The following is a 23389-nucleotide window of genomic DNA, read 5'->3' as shown; positions in this document are numbered from 1 at the left end:
GAGACAGGGGCGCAGCCCGCGACGGCGCCTGGTGCCGTGTGCGGGGCTTCAGTCGCCGCTGGACTGCTGGTCCTGGTGGTGCACGAGGTGCTGTACGCGCCGGAACAGGAGGTCGTTCACCACATGACCCTTGTCCAGTCCCTGGCCCTCGAAACGGGTCAGCGGCCGGAAGTCGGGACGTGGCGCGTAACCGCCGTCGGGCTGGGTGTTCTCGAAGTCCGGGTGCGCGCTCAGCACTTCGAGCATCTGTTCGGCGTACGGTTCCCAGTCGGTCGCGCAGTGCACGAGGGCGCCCGGCCTGAGGCGGGTCGCGACGAGGCTGAGGAACTCCGGCTGGATCAGCCGCCGCTTGTGGTGCCGCTTCTTGGGCCAGGGGTCGGGGAAGTACACGCGCAGGCCGTTCAGGGACTCCGGCGGGAGCATCTCCCTGAGCAGGATGATCGCGTCGCCGTTGCCGACCCGGATGTTGGACAGTCCGTTCCGGTCGGCGAGATTCAGCAGATTGCCCTGGCCCGGGGTGTGCACGTCCACCGCGAGGATTCCGGTCTCCGGGTCCTCGGCCGCCATCTGCGCGGTGGCCTCGCCCATGCCGAAGCCGATCTCCAGCACGACGGGGAGGTCGGACCCGAACAGTTCCGCGAGATCGATCGTCCGCTGCCCGTCGATGTCCAGACCCCACTTGGGCCACAGCCGCTGCAACGCGTCCGCCTGCCCGGTCGTCACCCGGCTCCGCCGAGGCTGAAAACTCCGGATCCGCCGCTCGAAGTGCGACCCCGCGGGGTCGGCCTTCGGCCCGTCGGGGAAGCGGGGCTCACCCTTGGCGCGGGCGTGATGCAGCGAGCCGTCGGGGGTGGTGGCGGTGGTGGCGGGTGCGGGCTCTTCGGGGGAGCCAAGGGAGTCAGACACAGTGGGGTCGATTTTACGGGGCGGAGAGGGGCATGTTCTTCGCCCCCGCCGCCCCTATCCGTCCCATCCCGTTCCTGGGGCTCTGCCCCAGACCCCGGGGTGGGTTCTTCGGCTGCGGGTGGGTGGGGTGCGTGGGGGTTGTTCGTCGGCTGCGGGCCGGTGGGGGCTGGTCGCGCAGTTCCCCGCGCCCCTAACGGCTCGGGGCTGCGCCCCGTCGCCCCGAGCAGTTAGGGGCGCGGGGAACTGCGCAATCTTTTAGGGGGGCTGGGGGCGCAGCCCCCAGGGATGGGACGGGTAGGGGCGGCGGGGGCGAAGAACACCCCCTCACGCCGCCGTCAACATAGCCAGTGCCCTCCGTGCGACCTCTCTCCCGATCGGCAGCGAAGCCGTAGCCGCAGGGGAGGGAGCGTTCAGTACGTGCACGGTCCGGGGGCCCTCCCGGATCAGGAAGTCGTCCACCAGGGTCCCGTCGCGAAGGACGGCCTGAGCCCGCACTCCGGCAGGGGCGGGGACGAGGTCGTCCGGGGTCACCGCGGGCAGCAACCGCCGCACGGCATCGGTGAACGCCGGCTTCGACAGTGAACGCCGCAGCTCCCCGGCCCCGTACCGCCAGTGCCGCCGGGCTATCCGCCAGGAACCGGGCCAGGCCAGGGTCGCGCCCAGCTCCCGGGGCCGGACGGCACCCCACCCGTACCCCTCCCGGGCGAGCGCGGGCACCGCGTTCGGCCCGATGTGGACGTGTCCGTCGATGCCCCGGGTGAGGTGCACCCCGAGGAAGGGGAAGGCCGGGTCGGGCACGGGATAGACCAGTCCGTGCACCAGCTCGGGCCGCGCCAGCGTGTAGTACTCGCCGCGGAAGGGCACGATCCGCATGCCGGGGTCGTCCCCGGCGAGCCGGGCGATCTCGTCGCAGTGCAGCCCCGCGCAATTGACCAGCACGCGCGCGCGGACGACCGCCCCGTCGGCCGTACGGACGGCGGCGCCGAGGCCGGGGCGCTGGTCGACGCGGACGACAGCCGCCCCGTACCGGATCTCGGCCCCGGAGGACTCGGCGAGCTGCCGGGCCACCGCGACGAAGTCGCAGATCCCCGTGGTGCCGACGTGGATGGCGGCGAGGCCGCGCACCTGCGGCTCGTACTCCGCTATCTGGGCCGGGCCCAGTTCCCGTACCGGAATGCCGTTCTCCCGGCCGCGCTGGACCAGTCCGTGCAGCCGGGGCAGCTCCGCCTTGTCCGTGGCGACGATGAGCTTGCCGGTGACGGCGTGCGCGATGCCGTACTCCGCGCAGAACTTGACCATCTCGGCGGCGCCCCGCACCGCGTACCGCGCCTTCAGGGATCCCGGGCGGTAGTAGATCCCGCTGTGGATCACCCCGCTGTTGCGCCCCGTCTGGTGCCGGGCGGGCCCCTGCTCCTTCTCCAGCACCGTCACCCGGGTGCCCGGCGCCGCGCGCGTGATCGCATACGCCGTCGACAGGCCGACGATCCCGCCGCCGATCACCAGCACATCGCAGTCGTACACGCTCGGCACCTGCTCCACCTCCCGGCTTCGATAGTGCACTGCGCCACTGACAATGCCTTCAAACCCGGGGGGAGGCCCCCTGCGCCCCGAAGGGGCGTAAGGGGGCGCGGGGCGCTCACATCATGCGGCTCCGCCGCGTGGGCGCGACCAGCCACCGACAACCCGCAGCCCCGACACCACAGGAACCCGGCAGACGCGAGGGACCCTGTCCCCAGCGGAGCGCCTACGCGGGGGCCATGAGCAGCGGCCGTGCGCGCTCCCGCAGCTCGGCCACGCGCGGTTCGTCGCCGTACGGCTCCAGTCGGTGCAGGAGATCCTTCACGTACTCGGTGGTGCGCGCGGAGGAGATGCGCCCCGCGACCTCCACCGCCCGTACGCCCTGCTCGCATGCCGCGTCGAGGTTGCCCGACTCCAGCTCGGCGACCGCCGACACCACGAGTCGCAGGCCGTGGGAGCGTACGAACTCCTCCGTCGGCTTCGACAGCGCCTGCTCGGTGAAGCGGCGCACCTGGCGCGGCGCCTTCAGGTCGCGGTAGCACTCGGCCGCGTCGGCGGCGAAACGGTCGTACGAGTAGAAGCCGAGCCAGGACGGGTCGTTGTCGCCGTCCCGGGCCCGCTCCAGCCAGCCCTCGGCGGCCTTCAGGGCGGCGCCGGCCGCCTGGGCGTCGCCGGCGCGCGCGTGCGCGCGTGCCTCGACGAGGCGGTAGAAGCTCATGGTGCGGGCTGTCGCCAGTCCTCGGTTGCGTTCCAGAGCGGCCTGGGCGAGGTCGACGCCCTCGTCGCCGAAGCCCCGGTATGTCGCCTGGAGGGACATGGACGCGAGTACGTAGCCCCCCAGGGGCACGTCGGCGGCCGCTCGGGCGAGGCGCAGCGCCTGGATGTAGTAGCGCTGGGCGGCCTCCTGCTGGCCGGTGTCGAACGCCATCCACCCGGCGAGGCGGGTGAGCTCGGCACTGGCTCCGAAGAGGGCTCTGCCCACCTCGTCCGAGTAGGAGCCGAGCAGCAGGGGCGCCGCCTCCACCCTCAGGCACTCGGGCACCATGGATGAACGCCAGTCGCCGCCTCCGTACTTGGAGTCCCAGCGCCTGGCGTCCTCGGCTGCCTCGCGGAGCTTCTGCACATCGCTGTGGCCGACTTTCAGCGGTGCTCCGGAGCCCTCACCGGGGCTCACCTCGCGCGCCACCGAGCTGTCGGCCGGGGTTATCAGCCACCGTGAAGCGGGAGTTGCGTATGCGCTCACTGCGAATGACCCGGCGAGCGACTGCCAGATGCCGCCGCTGCCGGCCCGGCGCCCGGCCAGGTCGAGGCGGTACAGCTCTGTCGCCGACCGCACCGCCTGTCCGACGTCACGGGGGAAGGCGAGGCCCACCTCGGGTGCGGGATCCGCGTCCGCCAGGCCGATCTCGTGGAGCGGCACCGGGCGGCCGAGCTTCTGGCCGATGGCGGCCGCGATGAGGTGCGGCGCCGCACCTTGCGGCACCATTCCCTTCGACACCCAGCGCGCCACCGACGTCTTGTCGTAGCGAAGAGTCAACCCGCGTTGAGCGCCAAGGTCGTTGACGCGTCGTGCGAGTCCTGCGTTGCTGATTCCCGCGAGGGCGAGAACGGCGCCGAGTTTTTCGTTCGGCCCGCGTTGCTCCCTGGACATGCGCCACCCCTCGACACAGACGGCTGCCGCGATGGCATAACCACGCGGCATTCGTAAACCCAGCGTAGTTCGCCCAATCCCAAGCGTTAAGAGGCCTGGTTCCGGATGGCGGGATTGTGGTCCGTACGACAGTACGGACGGTTGCGGCGTGCTCCCGCTGTGTGGCCGTGCGCCCGTCCGTGCGCTCTTCTCCGGCCATCGGGGGAGCGCTTCCATGGATTGTGCGTGGGTCGGCCCGCTGTACTGGATCCAGTGGGCTGGGGGACACCGCCGCCTACATCCCCGCGGGCGGCGGACCGGTCCGGGAGGCGAACTCCGCCTCCCGGACTGTGCGTTGCCGGAGCGGTGCGCAGGGCCTGTACGGAGCGTGTGCGCTCTTGTCCGCCCGTAGCTGATTTGGCCGAAAATCGACGGTGGCCGTCGGAGGCAATTAGGGCTCCTACCACGTCAGTTGAGGGCGCGTAGGGTGTTTTTGGGGAGCGTATCGGGGGCGCATTCGCGTCGGCCCGGCGGGGGTCGGACGTCGCCCGGACGTTGCCCAAACGTCGCCCCGGGGGTTCGCCCGGAGGCGGCCTCTCGTCGGCCGCGCGGCGGCTCGACTTCGCCCGACATCGGTTGTGCGTCGGCTTCTTGGCGGCGCGGGCGCTCGCACGGGGGCGCACTCCAGGGAGCGCAAGCCGCCGCAGGAACCCTCCCGCGCGCGTCCTTCGTGGCAGCATGGTGCCGAGTTCGTACGGTGCACTGGTTGTCCACAGCCTGTGGAGGCGGCGATGCGATGGTTGGTGGGGTGGAGCAGCACCGTCGCCAGAGCGCCTGAAATCGGCTCGGCGGGCGCCACCGGAAACGACGGCGAGACCGTGCACCCGGTGGGTTCCCAACTCCTGTGGGGCGACCCCGATCCGCTCTGGGCTGTCGGCGACTGGCGTCCCGACGAGGTGCGCGTCGTGAAGGCCGACGCGCAGAACCGTATCGCCGTACTCGGCACCTGCGGAGCCTCCGACGAAGAGCTGCGCGTCGGGCTGTTCGCCGCGCGCGGAGGGGCGATTCGGCATCTGACCAACTGGTCCGGCAGCTATACGGCGGTCGTCCAGGTGGGCCGGCGGGTGACCGTCTGCGGCGATCTCGCGGGCGCGCGGCCCGTGTTCTACACCCCCTGGGCGGGCGGCACGGCCTACGCGACCGCCGCGCTCCCCCTCGCCGACCTCATCGAGGCGAACCTGGACTTCGGGCACCTGGCGGCCCTGCTCGCCGCCCCCGACGTACCGGCCGCGGTGCACGACTCGACTCCGTACGACGGCGTGCGGCGCATCCCGCCGGGGCACGCGCTCATCCTGCGCGCCGGGGCGCGCGAGATCGCCGGATACGAGCCGGTCGCCTCCCTCGCGGTCGCGGCGCCCTCGGCCGACCCCACGAGCGCCGTGGACGCCGTGCGCGACGCCCTCGTAGAGGCCGTACGCACGCGTCTCGCCGCGCCGCGTCATGTGCCGGGCACCGATGTGGACCCCGGGCCAGTGCCCGGGATGGGGCCCGCCGAGCGGCGCGCCGCGCGCGGGATGCCGGTGCCGGGGATCGGCGCCGACCTCTCCGGAGGGCCCGCCTCGGGGACGCTGGCGCTGCTCGCCGCGGGGCTTCCGGGGGCGCCGGGGACTGTTCTGGGGCACGGTACGGGCGCTGGTGAGCGACTTCTGGCGGTCACTTTCAACGACCTTGCCGTCAGCGGGCGGGAGGCCGAGCTGGAGCGGGCCGGGACGCTCGCCGCGAATCCCCGGCTGCACCATGTGGTCGTCACCGGCGGCGAAGAGGTGCTCCCCTACGCCGACTTGGACGGCCCGCTGACGGACGAACCGGGCCCGTCACTGGTGACGGCGGCCCGGCACCGCGCGCGGCTGTCGGCCGGGAGCGCGGACCACTTCACGGGGTACGGGGCGCGGCAGGTCCTGGACGCCCATCCGGCGCGGCTCGCGGACCTGCTGATGGACCGCAAACGGCGTCACCTGGTGCGGCCCGTCGCGGCGCTGGCGAAGGCTGACGGTTCGGTGATGGTCCCCGCGCGCGTGTACGGCGCCGCGCGCAAGCTGGCCCGTACGCCGTACCGCACCGGCGTCGACGTGCTCGCCGACCGGCTGCTGCACCGGCGGTTCGAGGAGCCGGGGGGTGCCGTGGGGGCGTCGCTCGCCGCGCTCACCTGGGCCAGGCCCGGGCCCGCGGCGCGTTGGCTGACCGGTGAGGCGCTTGCTGAAGTATCGGTTCGCCTGCAAGGGGCGACGGGGCGGCCGGGGGTCGGGCCCGGGCAGCGGCCGGGCGACTTCCGCGCGCGTGCGGCGCTCGCGCGTCACGCGGCCGATCTGCGCGTCCTGGAGCAGGCCGCCGAGATCCGCTTCCAGCGGCTGCACGCGCCGTTCCTCGACAACCAGGTGGTACGCGCGTGCCGTGACCTTCCCGAGGCGCTGCGGGTGCAGCCGGGCGCTCGCGCGGCGATCCTCCGTACGGTGCTGGAGGGCGCCGGCGTGGCGGATCTGCCCCCCGGGTGGGGAGCACCGTCCCACGCGTCCTCGGCGGCGGCCGCACGCACGGGGTTGCGGGTGGCCGCGGATTCCCTGATCGCCCTCTTCGACACACCTTTGCTCGCCCAGGCGGGCCTCGTCGAGGCCCGCGTCGTCCGCAAGGCCCTCCGCGCGGCCGCGGAGGGCGAGCCCCTGCCCCTCGACGGTCTCGCCGATCTGGTCTCCCTGGAACTGTGGCTACGCCGGTTGCTGGCCCGCCGGGGAACCTGCTGGACGGGAACCCCCGCCCGACAGCGCGCCGTGCCGGCCGGGATTGTGCCGCAGGGGCGGGCGTTGGGTGCGGGTGCGGGGGCGGTTCGGAGGGGGTAGGCGGCGTTGTGGGTCGGGGCCGTGCCGGTACGTCCAGCCCGTCGCCGGTGGGCATTACTGCCTGCTGCCACAGCATGAACTTGCCCATAACCCCGTAAGCGACGGGCTGGACGTACCGGCACGGCCCCTTCCGTGCGTCGCCGACTGTGCCGCCGTACCGGGGGGGGTGAGGGTGGGTAGGGCCGTCGTGCGTCGCCAGCTGGGGGTGGGTGGAGCTCCGTGCGTCGTCGGCTGCGGGTGCGTGTCGGCTGTGGGCGCGTGTCGGCCGTGCGTCGCCGGGTGCGGGCGTGGATCCGTGTGACGAACGGTTCCTGGGCTATCGCGGGGCGCAGCCCCGCGCCTTCGCTTTTAGGGGCGCGGGGAACTGCGCGACCAGCCCCCACCGGCCCGCACCCGACAAACAACCGAACGGGGTCGAAGGGGCGGAGCCCCTGGGGATGGGACGGGTAGGGGCGGCGGGGGCGAGAAACGCAATCGCCTGCACCACCGCGTCGGGTAAGCCGAAGAGCCACAGACCGTGCCCGACAAGGCTCGCCGGGGAAAGCCGATGCCGCGGGTTGCGGGGACGGTGAGAATGGGTGGGTGCGGTACAGGATTCTGGGGGTCACCCAGGTGGAGGACGACCGGGGCGCCCAGATCACCGTGGGCGGCCCCCGCGTACGCGCGCTGCTCACAGCCCTGGCCCAGCGCCCCGAACACACCACCACCCCGGACACCCTGATCGACGAGGTGTGGGCGGACGATCCCCCACAGGACGCCCCCGCGGCCCTACAGGCCCTGGTCGGCCGCCTCCGCCGAGCCATCGGCAAGGACACGGTCACCTCCGAGGCGGGTGGTTATCGTCTGCGGGCCACCAAGGACGACGTGGACCTGTTCGTCTTCGAGCGACTGGTGGGGCAGGGCAAGGCCGCACTCGGCCACGGTGACGCCACAACCGCCGCCGACCGCCTCCGCGAGGCCCTCGCCCTGTGGCACGGCCCCGCCCTCGCCGACCTCCCCGACCGCACCGCCGCGACCCGCCCGGAGGCCCTCCGCCAGGAGGCGACACGAGCCCGCGTCGACGCGGACCTGCGGCTCGGCCGCGCCTCCGACGTCGTACCGGAGTTGAAGGAACTGACGTCGGCTCACCCGTACGACGAGGCGCTGCACGTCCTGCTCATCCGCGCCCTGCGCGACGCCGGCCGAGGCGCGGATGCCTTGGCTGCGTACGAGGGAGTGCGCCGCGGGCTGATGGACGGTCTGGGAGCGGATCCCGGACCGCAATTGCGCGCTCTGCACGCGGAGTTGCTGAACCCACAGCAGAACCCGCAACAAGACCCGCAACCGGAGCAGGGGCAGGGGCAGGAGTACGGGCAGGGACATGGGTACTGGCAGGGGAATGGGAATCGGAATGGGAAAGGGGCTTGGGCAGGGGACACGGCTCGCCCCCAAGCCCGTGCGGGCGGGGCGGCGCCCGCCGGTTCCAGCGGGTCGGGCGATCTCTTCCGGGCCCCGCGGAACGGGAACATTCGTCCTCGTCTGAACTCATTCGTCGGGCGGGAACCCGAACTCGGAGCCATCCGTTCGGATGTTCAGAGGGCACGCCTGGTCACCCTGACCGGACCAGGTGGTTCGGGAAAGACCCGCCTCGCCGAGGAAGCCGCCGCCGGGCTGCCGCAGGCGTGGCTGGTCGAGCTGGCCCCGCTCGACCGGCCCGAGGCGGTCCCGGGCGCCGTGGTCAGTGCCCTCGGTCTGCGCGAAACCGTGCTGATCACCAACGAGATGGCGGTCCCGCAGGACGACCCGGTCGCCCTGCTCGTCGAGTACTGCGCCCCGCGCAGCCAGCTCTTGATCCTTGACAATTGCGAACATGTCATCGGCGCGGCGGCCGAGCTCGCCGAGACTCTGCTGACGCATTGCCCGGGGCTCACAATCCTCGCCACCAGTCGTGAACCCCTGGGCGTGCCCGGCGAGTTGGTGCGCCCGGTCGAGCCCCTGCTGCCCGATTCCGCGCGCCGCCTCTTCATGGAGCGGGCGTCGGCCGTGCGTCCCGACGCCGACGTCGCGTTCCATGACTCGGCTGCCGTGGACGAGATCTGCCGACGGCTCGACGGTCTGCCCCTGGCCATCGAGCTGGCCGCCGCCCGGCTGCGGCTGCTCACCCCTCGTCAGATCGCCGACCGGCTCGACGACCGCTTCCGGCTGCTCACCTCCGGGAGCCGCACGGTGCTGCCCCGCCAGCAGACCCTGCGCGCCGTCGTCGACTGGTCCTGGGACCTGCTCGACGAGCGGGAGCGGACCGTGCTGCGCGAGGCGTCCGTGTTCGCGGGCGGCTGGGACCTGGCGGCCGCGGAGGCCGTGTGCACCGGGCCCGCGGCCGATCTCGTCGGGGCGCTCGTCGACAAGTCCCTGATCGTCGCCACCCCGTATGACGGAGAGGGAGACGGGGGTGGGGAGGGAGGCGGCTATGGAGATGGCTACGTAGACGGCGTTCGGCTTGGCGGCATGCGTTATCGCATGCTGGAGACCATCCACGAGTACGCCACCGAGCGCGCCGCGGAGGTCCCCGAACTGCGCGTCGCGGCCGAGCGGCGGCACTGCGCGTGGGTGCGCTCGCTGGTCGAGGAGGCCGAGCCGCTGCTGCGTTCCGCCGAGCAACTCCCGTGGATCCGGCGGCTGGAGAGCGAGCTCGACAACATCAGGGCTGCCCTCTTCCGCGCGATCGTCGCCGGTGACGAGGAGGAGGGCGGTGCCCTGGTCCTCGCCATGGGCTGGTTCTGGTGGCTGCGCAACTTCCGCCGCGAGGGAACGGAATGGACGGACCTCGTGCTGCGGCTGGGCGCGATGCTCGACGCGACCGGGCCCGGCGCCCCGCCCGCCCCAGGGAGGCCGCCGGCCGTGAGCCCTGGGACCGGCGCCGCTGTGGGCAGTCGGCCGGGCACGAGAATGGGCTCCGGGACGGGCGCGAGCATGGGTACCCGGACCGGCACGACCATGGGCGCCCGGAAAGACGCGGGCGCAGGTCCTGGGGAGCCTGGAGAGCCTGGAAAGGGCGCGCTGCCTCTCGGGGCTCGGCCCGTCTCCGGTGACGCCCTCCTCGCCGAGCTGGACGCCGTCGACCCCGTGGCGGCCTTCCTCGACGCCCCCGAGCGCGATGAGCACCCGTTGCGCGGGATGCGGATGCGGCTGCGGCTGTTCCACCTGTTCATGAAGGTGGACATCGATTCGCTGGACGGGCGGGTGGACGGGCCGATGCGGGAGTACATCCAGCGGGTGCGGGCCGTCTTCGAGAAGGGCGGCCCGGACGCGGCCCGGATGCCGGGACTTATCTGGCCGATGGCCTCCTACTTCCTGGGCGGCGCGGACGATCTGCGGCCCGTCATGGACGCGGCGGTCGCCAACTGCCGTGCGTACGGGGGCGAGTGGGAGATCGGCGTCACGCTGATGTTCCGTACGCACATGGTCGTCGATGCCCCTGGCGGTATGGACGGCGTGGACGACGACCTGGCGGAGCTGCGGGTGCTCAGCCGCAGGGTGGGGGACCGTTGGATGCGGGCCCAGGTGTGCAGCGCGGCCGGTGAGGCGGCGATGGCGCGCAGCCTGTTCGACGAGGCGAAGCGGGAGTACGAGGAGGCGCTGCGGCTCGCCTTCGAGGTGGGCGCGTATGCCGAGACGCCGTTCCTCATGGCGCGGCTTGGTGAGATCGCCCATCGCGCGGGCGAGCGGTCCCGGGCGCTGGCCGCTCTGGACGAGGCGAGCGCGGCGGCCGAGCGGTACGGGGTGACGGACTCCCGGGCGTTCGTCCGGCTGCTGCGGGCCCAGATCGCACTGGACGACGGGGAGGTCGCCTCCGCGCGCGAACTGTGCGAGCAGGCGCGCGAGGATGCCTTCCAAGGGACCCCGCCCCCGCAGTTCGTGGCGGCGCTGAACTGGGTGGACGCCCTCGTCACGACCGCCGAGTCCGGTCCGGAGCACGGTCTGCGGAAGTTGTTCGACGCCCTCCGGGAGGCGGTGGACATGCGGTGCGCCGATGTGGTGAAGGCGGGCTTCCTCGATGTCGGGGCGGGCCTCCTGGCTAAGCTGGGCGATCACCCGCACGCGATCCGTCTGCTCGTCGCCGGTGCCCGCTGGCGCGGTGGCCATCCGCGTCCTCCGCGCGAGCGCGTCCAGGCCGAGCGTACGGAGGCAGCCGCGCTCGCGGCCCTCGGACCTGTCCGCTATGAGTCCGAGCGGGCCAAGGGTTCGGACTTCACCACGGACGACGCCCTGCGGGACCTGGCCGAGGCGCTGAATGAGCATCCCACCGCCGACTAGCGGCTCGGGCTCATCTCACACTCACGCACAAGCGCCCGCGTGTTCCCCGGTACCGGTACCGGCATCGGAGCGGGACGCGCTCACGCCCACTGGAGCCGTGCCCGCTCACTGGCACAGGAACTTCGACTCCGCCCAGTCCGCCAGCGCCGCCGAGTCGAACGGAGAGTGGGGTTCGACGACGAGGCGGATCGTCTTGTGGCCGGTGAGGTTCACATGGACGGGGATCGCCTGGTCACCGCCCTCGATCAGCGGCGACTTCCACAGCTGTGACCCGTCGGCGTACACGGAGAAGCGCGCCTTGCCGAGGCCCATCGTCAGGTCGTCGACGCCGACCATCGCGTCGTACGAGGAGCAGCTGCGGTTGAGGTCGATGGTGACGGAGGACTGGCCGTGGACGGTCACCCCGTGCGCGTACGTCGTGTTCGCGATCGACACCCCGTCGCGCTGCCACACCCAACTGCTCTCGCCGAGCCGCATCTCGGGCTTGGTGTGGTCGCCGTTGACGCCGTAATCCAGCTCGCTCCACTGGTAGACGACCGGTGCGGGAGGGGGCGTCGGGGTCGGGGTCGGAGTCGGCTTGGGCGGGGGCTTCGGCTTCGCCTTCGTCGGGGTGGGGGTTGGCGACGGCTTGGGTGTGGGCTTCGGGGTGGGCTTGGGCGTCAGGGAAGGCGTCGGTGTGGGAACCGGGGCGGGGGCGACCACGACCGGCGGCTTCGGCGTAGGCGTCTTCTTCGGCGGCTTCGGCGACGGCAGTGGCGCCTCGACGGCGGGTGAGGTGGCCGGCTTGGCCTCGGGCTTCTTAGCCGGGCTGTGGTTGCCCGACAGGGCGATCGCCACCGCCACCGCCGTGGCCGCCGCGACGACACCCGCCGCGATACCGGCCTTGACCGGCGCGCCGATTCCTTCCGACGCCGCCGCGCCGCCACCCGCGCTCGCCCCGCCCGAGCCGCCACTCGCCGCGGCGGCCGCGCCCGCGGCTCCGGCCGCACCCGCGCCGGCGCCACCGGCGATGAGGGCGACGGCCTTCGCGTAGCCGGCGGCACCGAACCAGCCGATGACCGCGACCGGCACGACCGCGGGGATCCCGCTGGCGACTTCCTTGATCTGGCCCGCGGCCAGCCGGCACTTGGCGCACTCCTCCAGGTGCTTGCGCAGCCCGCGTTCGGCGCGGGTGCGCAGCCCGCCGCGTGCGTAGGCGCCGAGCCGGTCGGCGTAGCGCGCGCACTCCTCGTCCATGCTGAGCGTGGCGCTCACATGCGCCTGGAGGTAGGCCTGCTTGAGGCCCTCACGAGCGCGGCTGGCGAGCACGCGCGTGCCGTTGGCGTCGAGTCCGAAGAGCGTGGCGACCTGGCTCGGCGACTCGTCCTCGACCTCGGTGTGCCACAGCACGGCCTGCCAGCGCTCCGGCAGCGAGCGGAAGGCCTGCATGGCCATGGACTGCTCGGCCTCGTGCATCGCGCGCACGTCGGCGCCGAGGTCCAATGTGTCGTCGTCGGACACGTCGGAGCCGCGGGCGGCCTGCGTGGCGAACACCGCGAAATCGTCGACCAGTTGCTCCCGCTTCGCCGACTTCGTCCAGTTCGCGGCGACACGGCGGACCGTGGTCAGCAGATACGCGCGTACGGCGTGCTCGGGGCCGCTGCCGCCGCGTACGGCCTGGAGCATGCGGGCGAACACCTCGGCGGTGAGGTCGTCGGCGGTGTGCGCGTCCCGGCAGCAGGTGCGCGCGTAGCGGCGCACGGCTTCCGCGTGGCGCCGGTACAGCGCCTCGTACGCCGTGTCGTCACCCGCGCGCATCCGCTCGATCAGATCGGCGTCGGACGGAGGCAGATCGACCGGGGGCGGCAGGGCGCCGCCGTCGCGCCGGTCGAAGCGGTCGCGCTGCGAGGGAACGCTGGGGTCCGGGCCGCTGTCGCCCGAAGGCACCGCGCGGCCGGTCGAGGGGCCACCCTGGCTCGGCACCTGCTGTGAGGGCGGCCCGCCGGTTTCCGCGCCACCGTCACCGAGTGACTCGTCCCGCCCGTCAACGCTCATCGCGGAAAGCCCCCGCCTGCACACTCGGACCCGAATACCGGGAAAGAGTGCCACACGCTTCAGGGGCGCGGCTCCCCAGTACGGACCAACCACTCGTCCGTGGGGTCTTGCCACACGACAGCACTAGTTGTCACTCGTTTGGGGAATAGTCAACGAACGGCCCGCGCGCGGGAGTTGCCGTTACGCCTGAAATATCCGGGGCGCGCTGTCGCAGGCTCCGCTGACCGCCGTACCCGGTACGCGAGTAATGCAGCACCCGGCGCGAGTGGCGCAGCACCCGCGCCCAGGAAGGCCCGGTTCTCACGGGAAGGCCCGGTACTCAACGGATGCTCACGCCGGACGTGAGCGCAGCCCCTCCAGCAGGATGTCGAGAAGCCGTGCCGAGGCCGCGGCCTGGTGGGCGGCGTCCGGAAGTGAGGGTGCCGCCGTCGCGATGACCAGCAGGACATCCGCCACGGTGACGTCCGCCCGCAGCTCGCCCGCCGCGCGCGCCCGGTCCACCAGCCGGCCGACCACCTCGAGCAGCGCCGCCGCACCGGCGTCGTCCGCCGGCACGACCACCGACTCTTCCTCGGGCACCGGCCGCTGTTCGACGAGCCGCAGCTCGGGCGTGAGCCCGGACCGCTGCTGCGGCACCCGCGCCTCGTCCGCCTCGGCCCCGTCCTCCGCGACGCCGACCCGCAGCACCTGCGGCGGCAGCAGCCGTCCGGCGCCCGAGGCCACCGACGTGCGCAGGAAGCGCGAGAGCGCCGACCACGGCTCGTCCTCCTGGCCGAGCGCCGCACGTGCCTGGTCGGTCAGCCGGGAGGTCTCCTCCTCGGCTATCCGGCGGACCAGGACGTCCTTGCTCGGGAAGCGCCGGTACACCGTGCCGACACCGACCCTCGCGCGCCGCGCCACGTCCTCCATGGGCGCGCCGTACCCCAGCTCGCCGAAGACCTCGCGCGCCGCGCGCAGTACGTGCTCCAGATTGCGCTGTGCGTCCACGCGCAGCGGCGTCGTACGCGATCCTTCACCTGGACCGCGGCCATTGCCGCTCGCCGCCGCGCCGACCGTGCCACCGGACGCGATGGCAGACGCGGAAGACCAATGAGAATCCTGAATGTGCATAAGCGTTCCCCCGGTAATGACGTCTCCCCCCGGAGACTCTCCCCGCCATTGGCAGCCGGAGCGTGCGGAACAAGCTTGTGAGCACGAGCCCGCCCTGCGGACTCGTCGAGCGCATCCCCCTACACCCCGTCGACACACGAACATAGTTGAGAGGGGGTCAATTCAGAAGGGGCAGGTTCCGCACGGAGCGCCCCCCGATCGGAGTACGGGACGGTTACGTCCCGATTGCGCCCCCTCCGCGCACCCCGTTCACCCCCACTGACCTGCGCATCTTCCGCGCACTCCGGTAAATCGGCCAACCCTGCGCGTTGGCGGCGGCCGGTCACACAAATTGTCGGGCCTGTGGACAAACGCAAGAGCTGGGTGCGTCATGGGATGGTGAAGGAACGCGCGCGCATTCTCATTGTCGGCGGCGGCTACGTCGGGATGTACACCGCTCTGCGCCTGCAGAGGAAGTTGAAGCCCGAACTGAAACGGGGCGATGTCGAGATCACGGTCGTCTCACCCGACCCGTACATGACCTATCAGCCGTTCCTTCCCGAGGCCGCCGCGGGCTCGATCTCGCCCCGCCATGTCGTCGTCCCGCTGCGCCGGGTCCTCGACCAGTGCCGGATCGTCATCGGCGAGGCCCAGTCGATCGACCACGCCAAGCGCACCGCGACCCTCACCACGCTCGCCACCGAGGAGGAGGGTGCGGGCCCGGTGCAGATCACGTACGACGAACTCGTGCTCGCCCCCGGCTCGATCTCGCGCGCCCTCCCGGTCCCCGGACTCGCCGACTACGCCATCGGCTTCAAGACGGTCGAGGAGGCCATCGGCCTGCGCAACCACGTCATCGAGCAGATGGACATCGCCTCCTCCACCCGCGACCCCGCGATCCGAGACGCGGCCCTGACCTACGTCTTCGTAGGAGGCGGTTACGCCGGCGTCGAGGCGCTCGGCGAGCTGGAGGACATGGCCCGCTATGCCGCGCGCTACTACCACAACGTCCGCCCCGAGGACATGAAGTGGATCCTCGTCGAGGCCTCGAACCGCATCCTCCCCGAGGTCGGCGAGGAGATGGGCAAGTACACGGTCACCCAGCTGCGCCGCCGCAATATCGACGTACGCCTGGAGACCCGCCTCGACTCGTGCGCGGACCGGGTCGCCGTCCTCAGTGACGGCGCGCGCTTCCCGACGCGTACGGTCGTGTGGACCGCCGGAGTGAAACCGCACCCGATCCTCGCCGCGACCGACCTCCCCCGCAACGAGCGCGGCCGCCTCAAGTGCACTCCCCAGCTGACCGTCGACGGCGTCACGCACGCGTGGGCCGCGGGAGACGCCGCCGCCGTCCCCGACGTCACCGCCGCCGAGTCCGGCAAGGAGACCGCGCCCAACGCCCAGCACGCCGTGCGTCAGGCCAAGGTGCTCGGCGACAACATCGCGCACTCCCTGCGGGGCGAGCCGCTTGAGACGTACGCCTACAAATACGTCGGTTCGGTGGCGTCCCTGGGGCTGCACAAGGGCGTCGCGCACGTCTACGGGCGCAAGCTGAAGGGCTATCCTGCCTGGTTCATGCACCGCGTCTACCACCTGAGCAGGGTGCCGACTTTCAACCGCAAGGCCCGTGTGCTCGCCGAATGGACCCTGGCGGGGCTCTTCAAGAGGGAGATCGTGTCCCTCGGTTCGCTCGAACACCCCCGAGCGGAGTTCGAACTCGCGGCCGGTGGAAAGCCTCCTCTCGACCCGAAGCTCGACCCGAAGGGGTCGTCCTGACCGGACCCAGGAACTCCACCGGTCGGGCCTGCGTCTGACGGATGTCGGCCCGGTCGGCCAGACTGCCAGACTGGTCCACGACCTTGGGCGGGCCCACCGCTCGCCCTTCTATCCCACGAGGCTTTCCCCACTGTGAACTTCACGCGCTGGAGCGCCCGGCTCCCCGGAACGCAGCGCCGCGCCGCAGCGCGGACCGAGCACACGGTCTCCCCGGACCGGCGAGGGGAAGGCTCCGTGCCCGCGGCCCGCGCCGAGCAGCTGACCGACGACACGCCGCCCGCGCTCGCCGTCGACGAGCTGCCGGTGCGCGAGGTCCTCGACCGCGTCCCCGCGCTCGTCGCCCTCGTGCACGGCCCCGAGCACCGCCTCGCGTACGTCAACGACGCCTACACGGCGGCCTTCGGCGTACGCCCCGTCGGCGAGCCCGCGCACGAGGCGCTGCCCGAGCTGGACGAGCTCGGCCTGCTGCCGCTCCTCGACCAGGTACTGCGCAGCGAGAAGCCCCGCACGGTCAAGTCCCGCAAGGTGAAGAGCGGCCGCTCCTACACCTTCACCTGCACACCGGTCGACACCTCCCCCGAAGGCCAGGGCGGTGGCGTACTGATCTTCGCCACCGATGTCACCGACCACGCCGAGGCCGCCGAGCGGCTGCGCGCCAGCGAGCGCCGCCAGCGCGAAACGGCCGTCACCCTCCAGCGCTCCCTCCTCCCCCAGGAGTTGGAGGAGCCCGACGACCTGCGCATCGCGGCCACCTACCAGCCCGGCGGCACGGAGGCCGCGGTCGGCGGCGACTGGTACGACGTGATCACCCTCGGCGGCGGCCGTACGGCGCTCGTCATCGGCGACGTCATGGGCCGCGGGGTGCGCGCCGCGGCGGTCATGGGCCAGCTCCGTACGGCCGTACGCGCCTACGCCCGCCTCGACCTTCCTCCCCACGAGGTCCTGCAACTCCTCGACGGCCTCGCCACCGAGATCGACGCCAACCAGATCGCCACGTGCGTGTACGCCGTCCACGACCCCAACGAGGGGCGGCTGGTGTACGCCTCGGCGGGCCACCTCCCCATCCTGGTCCGCGACGAGAGCGGCACCGTCCACCGCGCCGACGAGCCCACCGGGCCGCCGCTCGGCACCGGCGGCTGGCTGCACGCCTCGGGCTCGGTGCCGCTGGGCCCCGGCTCCACCGCCGTCCTCTACACGGACGGCCTGGTCGAGCGCCGCGACGAGGACCTGGACGAGGGCATCGCCTCCCTGGAGCGCGCCCTCGCCGGCGCCACCGGCAGCCCCCAGGTGGTCTGCGACCGCCTGGTCCGTTCGGCGGGCGTCACGGCCGACCACGACGACGACGTGGCGGTCCTGGTCCTCCAGCACCCCGCCCGTACGGGGCCGGACAGCGAGCTCTTCCGAAATGCCGCCCTGGAGTTGCTCGGGGGTGTGGAGGCGGCGCCACGCGCGCGTGCGTTCGCCTCCGGCGTTCTGACGAGCTGGCGTTTTCCGGCCGAGTTGCATGACCTGGGGGTCCTGGCCGCCAGTGAGCTCGTCGCCAACTCGCTGCAACACGGCACGCCACCCATGCGGCTGCGCCTGCGGCGCACTGACCGGCGCCTCATCATCGAGGTCACGGACGGCGATGATCACCTTCCGCGGCGGCGACGTGCCGACCCTGCCGACGAGGCCGGCCGTGGGATCGCCATCGTCGCCACGATTGCCTCCGGCTGGGGGTCGCGGCGTACCCCTGGGGGCGGCAAGGCGGTGTGGTGCGAGTTCGCGCTCCCGCGCGGGGAACACTGAGCGCTTGGGCCAGGGGCGTTTTTTCGCCCCCGCCGCCCCTACCCGTCCCATCCCCAGGGGCTCCGCCCCTTCGACCCCCGTTCGGTTGTTCGTTCGGCTGCGGGTGGGTGGGGGCTGGTCGCGCAGTTCCCCGCGCCCCTTAAAAGCACCCGGGGCGGGCCGGCGGTTGTTTAGGGGCGCGGGGAACTGCGCGAGCAACCCCCACCGGACCGCAGACGACTCTCTTCAGGGGCGCGGGGAACTGCGCAATCTCTTAGGGGGTCTGGGGGCGCAGCCCCCAGGAACGGGATGGGACGGGTAGGGCCGCGCGGCACCTAGCCGTCTGGTCCGCCCGGTGCTAGTAGCTCCTCCATGGCAGACGAAACGGGCTTTCAGCTCAAAGGAAGTGCTCCTGAGCGCTACGAGCGGTACGCCGCGCCGTTCATGGCGCCCTTCGTGGAGGCGGTGCTGGACGCCGTGGACCTGTTCCCCGGCGCCAAGGTCCTGGACCTGGCATGCGGCACAGGCTTCGCGGCCCGCGCGGCAGCCGCCCGCGTCGGCCCGGCAGGCCGCGTCTCGGGCGCGGACGTCAACGACGGCATGGTGAGGGTGGCGAGGGAACGCGCGCCCCGGATGTACCCGGACATCGCGTTCACGGCGGCCCCCGCGGACAAACTCCCCTACGAGGACGCCACCTTCGACGCGGTCGTGTGCCAGCAGGGCGTCCAGTTCTTCCCCGACCTGGATGCCGCCTTCACGGAGACGGCCCGAGTGACCCGCCCAGGAGGCCGCTTCGCCGCCACCACCTGGGCCGCCAGAAACCTGATCCCGTACTTCGTGGCCCAGTACGAGGCCGTCAAGGAGTACGGCGGCCCAGAGATCGCCGCGGACTACGAGGGCGCCTTCTCCGGCACCGCCGAACGCCTCACCACCGCCCTGCGCACCGCCGGCTTCCACGACGTCACTTGCCGCGAGGTCAGCTTCGGCATCGCCTTCCCGCCGCTGGCCGAGTACGCCCCCGGCCAGCTCTCGTCGACGTCCTGGGGCCAGGCGATCATCGACAACGAAGGCGACGACGCCCTCGTACGCGCGGGCCGCGCGGTCCACGAACACCTCGCGGACCGCGCCGCCCCCGACGGCAGCGCGACGCTCCCCTTTACGGCCAACCTGGTGACGGGGGTCCGCTGAGAGACAAAAGAGGCCGCCACCACGTCCGAAAACGCGGTGGCGGCCGTCGTACGTCTGCCCGTCCGTCGTCCGTCAGGCGCTCGCCGGGACCGGCTCCGCCGGTGTACCGCCCTGCGCGACCACCCGGCTCTTCGCGAGCGACGGCTGGTTCTGCACGGGGGTGAGCTGCCGACCGAGCCGCACGGCCAGGAACGTGATGCCGAGCGAGAAGAGAAGGAACGTCACGATGTACGGGCCGTGCAGTGACGCCCCCATCGGGCCGCCCACCGCGGGACCGATCGCCAGCGCGAGCTGCTTCACCAGGGCGAAGGCCGAGTTGTACTGACCGGCCATGCCCGACGGCGCCAGATCGGCGACCAGCGGTGCGACGGTCGGCGACAGCATCGCCTCGCCGAGTCCGAAGAGCGCGTACGTCGAGATGAAGGCAGCCGTGGCCATGGTCTTGCTGCCGTGGCCGAGGCCCGCGTACCCGGCCGCGAGCCACGCGACGGCCCAGATCAGACCGACCGCGCCGATCACCCGGGACCGCTTCCTGCGCTCGACGAACCTGAGCACGGCGAACTGCGCGATTACGATGACCGCGGTGTTCGCCGCCATCGCCGTACCGAGCGCGGACGTGGAGATCCCGGCCGCCTCGACGCCGTACGCGGAGAGCCCCGACTCGAACTGTCCGTAGCAGGCGAAGAACAGCACGAAGCCCAGCACGGACAGCTGCACCATGGCCCGGTTGTCGAGCAGCTGCTTCCAGCTGCCGCCCTTGGCCTGCGGCGCGTCACCCTTGATCCGCGGCGCGTGCGGCATCCGTACGGTCGACATGATCACGACGAGCAGCAGGAACATCGCCGCCTCGATCGAGAACAGCAGGGTGAACGACCCCGGCCGCGAGGTGTCGACGATGTGGCCGCCGATCAGACCGCCGACACCGAACCCGAGGTTCTGCAGGAAGAACTGCATCGCGAAGGCGCGCGACCGGGTGTCCGCCGAGGAGCAGTCCACGATCATCGTCGCGAGCGCCGGCTGCATCACGGCCTGCCCGGCACCGAGCGCGGCCGCCGACAGCAGCACGGTCGTGGCGCTGTTCGCGAGCCCGAGACTCAGAGCTCCCAAGGCGGCGGTGACCAGGGCGGCGAGCAGCACCGGCAGCGGGCCGCGCCGGACGATGGCGCGCCCGGCGAACGGCAGCACGACAAGAGCGGCCACGGCGAAGACGGCGAGCACGATGCCCGCCGTCATGGAGCCGAGTCCCCGAACCTGCGCCACATAGACGTAGAGGAAGGGGACGGTAAAGCCGAGCCCGAACGCGCTGAGTGCGTTGCCCACGTGGATACGGCGCATCGCTGCGCCCATCGCCCTGGTCACTTTCACCTGCCTTGGTAGTGAAGCCTTCAGGGTGCATGGATGCAGACCTGAAGACTTCGAAGCTAAAGTTAGAACTTGAACAGTACACGTTGAAGGACTTCAAGGCCAAGTGATGGCGTGCGATACTGCGGTCATGGGCGACACCCCCGGCGTCAGTGAGCCGACACTCGAAGAACAGATCGCCGCCTACCAGCGCGAGTTCCAGGACCTCGACCCCCAGGTCGAGAAGATCGTCTCGGCCCTCTCCCGCCTCAACCGGCGCATGAACGTCGCCTACGGCCGCCAGACCGCCGCACTCGGCATCAGCAGCGCCGAATGGGAGGTCCTCAAGGCCCTCGTCCTCGCCGGCGCCCCGTACCGCCTGGGCCCGAGCGAGCTCGCCAAGCGGCTGGGCCTCACCCCGGCCGCGATGACCCACCGCATCGACCGGATGGTCTCGGAGGGGCTGGTCACCCGGGAGCGCGACGAGTCCAATCGCGTACGCGTCATCGTGGAGCTGACGGACGAGGGGCGCGAGAAGTGGCTTGAGGCGATGCGCCTCGCCACGGTCTTCGAGGAGGACCTGCTCCAGGACCTGTCCGCAGAGGAGCGCGGCGTCCTGGGTGAGGTTCTGACCCGTCTTCTACGACGCGTGGAGCACGCCCAGCCGGACGCGGGCGGCCGGCTCAGCGACCTCGATTAAAGATCTTGACAGCAGCGGTTGACATCACCCTGCCCGGTCCGTAAGGTTCTTCGAGTTGCCACGGAGCCGTAACGGTTCTTCGGTAGCACCTCCGCCGCTGATGCGGCACCCAAATCACCAGCACGATCTCCCGGACCGGGGCGAATTCGGCGTGCCCGAATTCAATTCGATTCGGACACGGCAGCCCGATTAGGAACTGCCGAGAGGATCCGCTAAAGTTTGGGACGTCGGAACGGCCCAACAGCCGCGAAGACAAGCCCCGCTGACTGGGAATCAGGCCCGAAAGGATCTGATAGAGTCGGAACCGCCGGAAAGGGAAACGCGAAAGCGGAAACCTGGAAAGCACCGAGGAAAATCGGACCGGAAACGATCTGATAGAGTCGGAAACGCAAGAACGAAACAAAAACAAAGCAAGACCGAAGGGAAGCGCCCGGAGGAAAGCCCGAGAGGGTGAGTACAAAGGAAGCGTCCGTTCCTTGAGAACTCAACAGCGTGCCAAAAATCAACGCCAGATATGTTGATACCCCGTCTCCGGCCGATCGGCTGGGACGAGGTTCCTTTGAAAAAGTCCTGCCGGGCACTGCCTGGTAGGCGCACAGCGAGGACGCTGTGAACCGAGGGGATTATTCCTCCCTTCGGTTCCGCTCTCGTGGTGTCCACCCGATTACGGGTAAACATTCACGGAGAGTTTGATCCTGGCTCAGGACGAACGCTGGCGGCGTGCTTAACACATGCAAGTCGAACGATGAAGCCCTTCGGGGTGGATTAGTGGCGAACGGGTGAGTAACACGTGGGCAATCTGCCCTTCACTCTGGGACAAGCCCTGGAAACGGGGTCTAATACCGGATAACACTCCTGCCCGCATGGGTGGGGGTTAAAAGCTCCGGCGGTGAAGGATGAGCCCGCGGCCTATCAGCTTGTTGGTGAGGTAGTGGCTCACCAAGGCGACGACGGGTAGCCGGCCTGAGAGGGCGACCGGCCACACTGGGACTGAGACACGGCCCAGACTCCTACGGGAGGCAGCAGTGGGGAATATTGCACAATGGGCGAAAGCCTGATGCAGCGACGCCGCGTGAGGGATGACGGCCTTCGGGTTGTAAACCTCTTTCAGCAGGGAAGAAGCGAGAGTGACGGTACCTGCAGAAGAAGCGCCGGCTAACTACGTGCCAGCAGCCGCGGTAATACGTAGGGCGCAAGCGTTGTCCGGAATTATTGGGCGTAAAGAGCTCGTAGGCGGCTTGTCACGTCGGGTGTGAAAGCCCGGGGCTTAACCCGGGGTCTGCATTCGATACGGGCTAGCTAGAGTGTGGTAGGGGAGATCGGAATTCCTGGTGTAGCGGTGAAATGCGCAGATATCAGGAGGAACACCGGTGGCGAAGGCGGATCTCTGGGCCATTACTGACGCTGAGGAGCGAAAGCGTGGGGAGCGAACAGGATTAGATACCCTGGTAGTCCACGCCGTAAACGGTGGGAACTAGGTGTTGGCGACATTCCACGTCGTCGGTGCCGCAGCTAACGCATTAAGTTCCCCGCCTGGGGAGTACGGCCGCAAGGCTAAAACTCAAAGGAATTGACGGGGGCCCGCACAAGCAGCGGAGCATGTGGCTTAATTCGACGCAACGCGAAGAACCTTACCAAGGCTTGACATACACCGGAAACGGCCAGAGATGGTCGCCCCCTTGTGGTCGGTGTACAGGTGGTGCATGGCTGTCGTCAGCTCGTGTCGTGAGATGTTGGGTTAAGTCCCGCAACGAGCGCAACCCTTGTTCTGTGTTGCCAGCATGCCCTTCGGGGTGATGGGGACTCACAGGAGACTGCCGGGGTCAACTCGGAGGAAGGTGGGGACGACGTCAAGTCATCATGCCCCTTATGTCTTGGGCTGCACACGTGCTACAATGGCAGGTACAAAGAGCTGCGAAGCCGCGAGGCGGAGCGAATCTCAAAAAGCCTGTCTCAGTTCGGATTGGGGTCTGCAACTCGACCCCATGAAGTCGGAGTTGCTAGTAATCGCAGATCAGCATTGCTGCGGTGAATACGTTCCCGGGCCTTGTACACACCGCCCGTCACGTCACGAAAGTCGGTAACACCCGAAGCCGGTGGCCCAACCCCTTGTGGGAGGGAGCTGTCGAAGGTGGGACTGGCGATTGGGACGAAGTCGTAACAAGGTAGCCGTACCGGAAGGTGCGGCTGGATCACCTCCTTTCTAAGGAGCATCTAGGCCGCCAAGCTTGCTTGGTGGTCCAGGGCCATTAC

12 protein-coding genes and 1 rRNA gene are annotated in these 23389 nt (G+C 70.7%); 7 read left to right on the top strand and 6 right to left on the bottom strand.

Annotation, left to right across the window (positions count from 1 at the left end; translation table 11 throughout):
* Positions 1-48: 48 nt before the first annotated feature.
* The 3 genes from trmB to AB5J50_RS24275 form a co-directional block, all read right to left on the bottom strand.
* Positions 49-906 carry a tRNA (guanosine(46)-N7)-methyltransferase TrmB gene (trmB, locus tag AB5J50_RS24285; protein WP_369260473.1) on the bottom strand — a complete coding sequence of 286 codons (858 nt, stop codon included), beginning with the start codon at positions 904-906 and terminating at the stop codon, positions 49-51.
* A gap of 324 nt (positions 907-1230) precedes the next feature.
* A complete protein-coding gene (gene lhgO / locus AB5J50_RS24280) occupies positions 1231-2436 on the bottom strand; it encodes an L-2-hydroxyglutarate oxidase (RefSeq protein WP_369260472.1) in 1206 nt (401 codons plus the stop codon).
* A 214-nt stretch (positions 2437-2650) separates the two neighbouring features.
* Positions 2651-4075: an MFS transporter gene (locus AB5J50_RS24275; protein ID WP_327429883.1), complete on the bottom strand. Its 1425-nt coding sequence runs from the start codon at positions 4073-4075 to the stop codon at positions 2651-2653.
* 770 nt (positions 4076-4845) lie between these two features.
* Here AB5J50_RS24275 and AB5J50_RS24270 point away from each other — a divergent pair.
* Both AB5J50_RS24270 and AB5J50_RS24265 read left to right on the top strand, forming a co-directional pair.
* On the top strand, positions 4846-6948 hold the full coding sequence (locus AB5J50_RS24270) for an asparagine synthase-related protein (protein WP_369260471.1): 2103 nt from the start codon (positions 4846-4848) through the stop codon (positions 6946-6948).
* A 582-nt stretch (positions 6949-7530) separates the two neighbouring features.
* Positions 7531-11241 (top strand): BTAD domain-containing putative transcriptional regulator, encoded by a 3711-nt coding sequence (locus tag AB5J50_RS24265; protein ID WP_369260470.1) that lies wholly within the window; start codon positions 7531-7533, stop codon positions 11239-11241.
* Positions 11242-11346: 105 nt separating this feature from the next.
* On the opposite strand, the gene AB5J50_RS24260 is transcribed toward AB5J50_RS24265, so the two are convergent.
* Positions 11347-13275 carry a sigma-70 family RNA polymerase sigma factor gene (locus AB5J50_RS24260; protein WP_369260469.1) on the bottom strand — a complete coding sequence of 643 codons (1929 nt, stop codon included), beginning with the start codon at positions 13273-13275 and terminating at the stop codon, positions 11347-11349.
* Positions 13276-13605: 330 nt separating this feature from the next.
* Positions 13606-14385 carry a TetR/AcrR family transcriptional regulator gene (locus AB5J50_RS24255; protein WP_369260468.1) on the bottom strand — a complete coding sequence of 260 codons (780 nt, stop codon included), beginning with the start codon at positions 14383-14385 and terminating at the stop codon, positions 13606-13608.
* 375 nt (positions 14386-14760) lie between these two features.
* Between AB5J50_RS24255 and AB5J50_RS24250 the strand changes: the two genes are divergently transcribed.
* The 3 genes from AB5J50_RS24250 to AB5J50_RS24240 all read left to right on the top strand — a co-directional run bounded on the left by AB5J50_RS24250 (position 14761) and on the right by AB5J50_RS24240 (position 19095).
* Positions 14761-16140, top strand: coding sequence for an NAD(P)/FAD-dependent oxidoreductase (locus AB5J50_RS24250; RefSeq protein WP_369260467.1), 1380 nt, complete (start codon positions 14761-14763; stop codon positions 16138-16140).
* Between the two features lie 132 nt (positions 16141-16272).
* Positions 16273-17928, top strand: coding sequence for a SpoIIE family protein phosphatase (locus AB5J50_RS24245; protein ID WP_369260466.1), 1656 nt, complete (start codon positions 16273-16275; stop codon positions 17926-17928).
* Between the two features lie 351 nt (positions 17929-18279).
* Positions 18280-19095: a class I SAM-dependent methyltransferase gene (locus AB5J50_RS24240; RefSeq protein WP_369260465.1), complete on the top strand. Its 816-nt coding sequence runs from the start codon at positions 18280-18282 to the stop codon at positions 19093-19095.
* A 72-nt stretch (positions 19096-19167) separates the two neighbouring features.
* On the opposite strand, the gene AB5J50_RS24235 is transcribed toward AB5J50_RS24240, so the two are convergent.
* Positions 19168-20442, bottom strand: coding sequence for an MFS transporter (locus AB5J50_RS24235; RefSeq protein ID WP_369260464.1), 1275 nt, complete (start codon positions 20440-20442; stop codon positions 19168-19170).
* Positions 20443-20587: 145 nt separating this feature from the next.
* On the opposite strand from AB5J50_RS24235, the gene AB5J50_RS24230 reads away from it, so the two are divergent.
* Both AB5J50_RS24230 and AB5J50_RS24225 read left to right on the top strand, forming a co-directional pair.
* A complete protein-coding gene (locus tag AB5J50_RS24230) occupies positions 20588-21136 on the top strand; it encodes a MarR family transcriptional regulator (protein WP_327429875.1) in 549 nt (182 codons plus the stop codon).
* Positions 21137-21813: 677 nt separating this feature from the next.
* A 16S ribosomal RNA gene (locus tag AB5J50_RS24225) occupies positions 21814-23339 on the top strand.
* The last annotated feature ends 50 nt before the right edge of the window (positions 23340-23389 follow it).

Origin of the sequence: Streptomyces sp. R35, assembly GCF_041053035.1 — a bacterium.
Classification (GTDB): Bacteria; Actinomycetota; Actinomycetes; order Streptomycetales; family Streptomycetaceae; genus Streptomyces; species Streptomyces lutosisoli.
The sequence above is the reverse complement of the archived record's forward strand: the minus strand, read 5'-3'. Positions and strand labels throughout refer to the sequence as shown.

Coding starts and splice junctions, on each gene's coding strand:
- AB5J50_RS24270 (WP_369260471.1), top strand. CDS start 4,846: ATGCGATGGTTGGTGGGGTGGAGCAGCACCGTCGCCAGAGCGCCTGAA.
- AB5J50_RS24240 (WP_369260465.1), top strand. CDS start 18,280: ATGGCAGACGAAACGGGCTTTCAGCTCAAAGGAAGTGCTCCTGAGCGC.
- AB5J50_RS24260 (WP_369260469.1), bottom strand. CDS start 13,275: ATGAGCGTTGACGGGCGGGACGAGTCACTCGGTGACGGTGGCGCGGAA.
- AB5J50_RS24235 (WP_369260464.1), bottom strand. CDS start 20,442: ATGGGCGCAGCGATGCGCCGTATCCACGTGGGCAACGCACTCAGCGCG.
- AB5J50_RS24275 (WP_327429883.1), bottom strand. CDS start 4,075: ATGTCCAGGGAGCAACGCGGGCCGAACGAAAAACTCGGCGCCGTTCTC.
- AB5J50_RS24250 (WP_369260467.1), top strand. CDS start 14,761: ATGGTGAAGGAACGCGCGCGCATTCTCATTGTCGGCGGCGGCTACGTC.
- AB5J50_RS24255 (WP_369260468.1), bottom strand. CDS start 14,385: ATGCACATTCAGGATTCTCATTGGTCTTCCGCGTCTGCCATCGCGTCC.
- AB5J50_RS24230 (WP_327429875.1), top strand. CDS start 20,588: ATGGGCGACACCCCCGGCGTCAGTGAGCCGACACTCGAAGAACAGATC.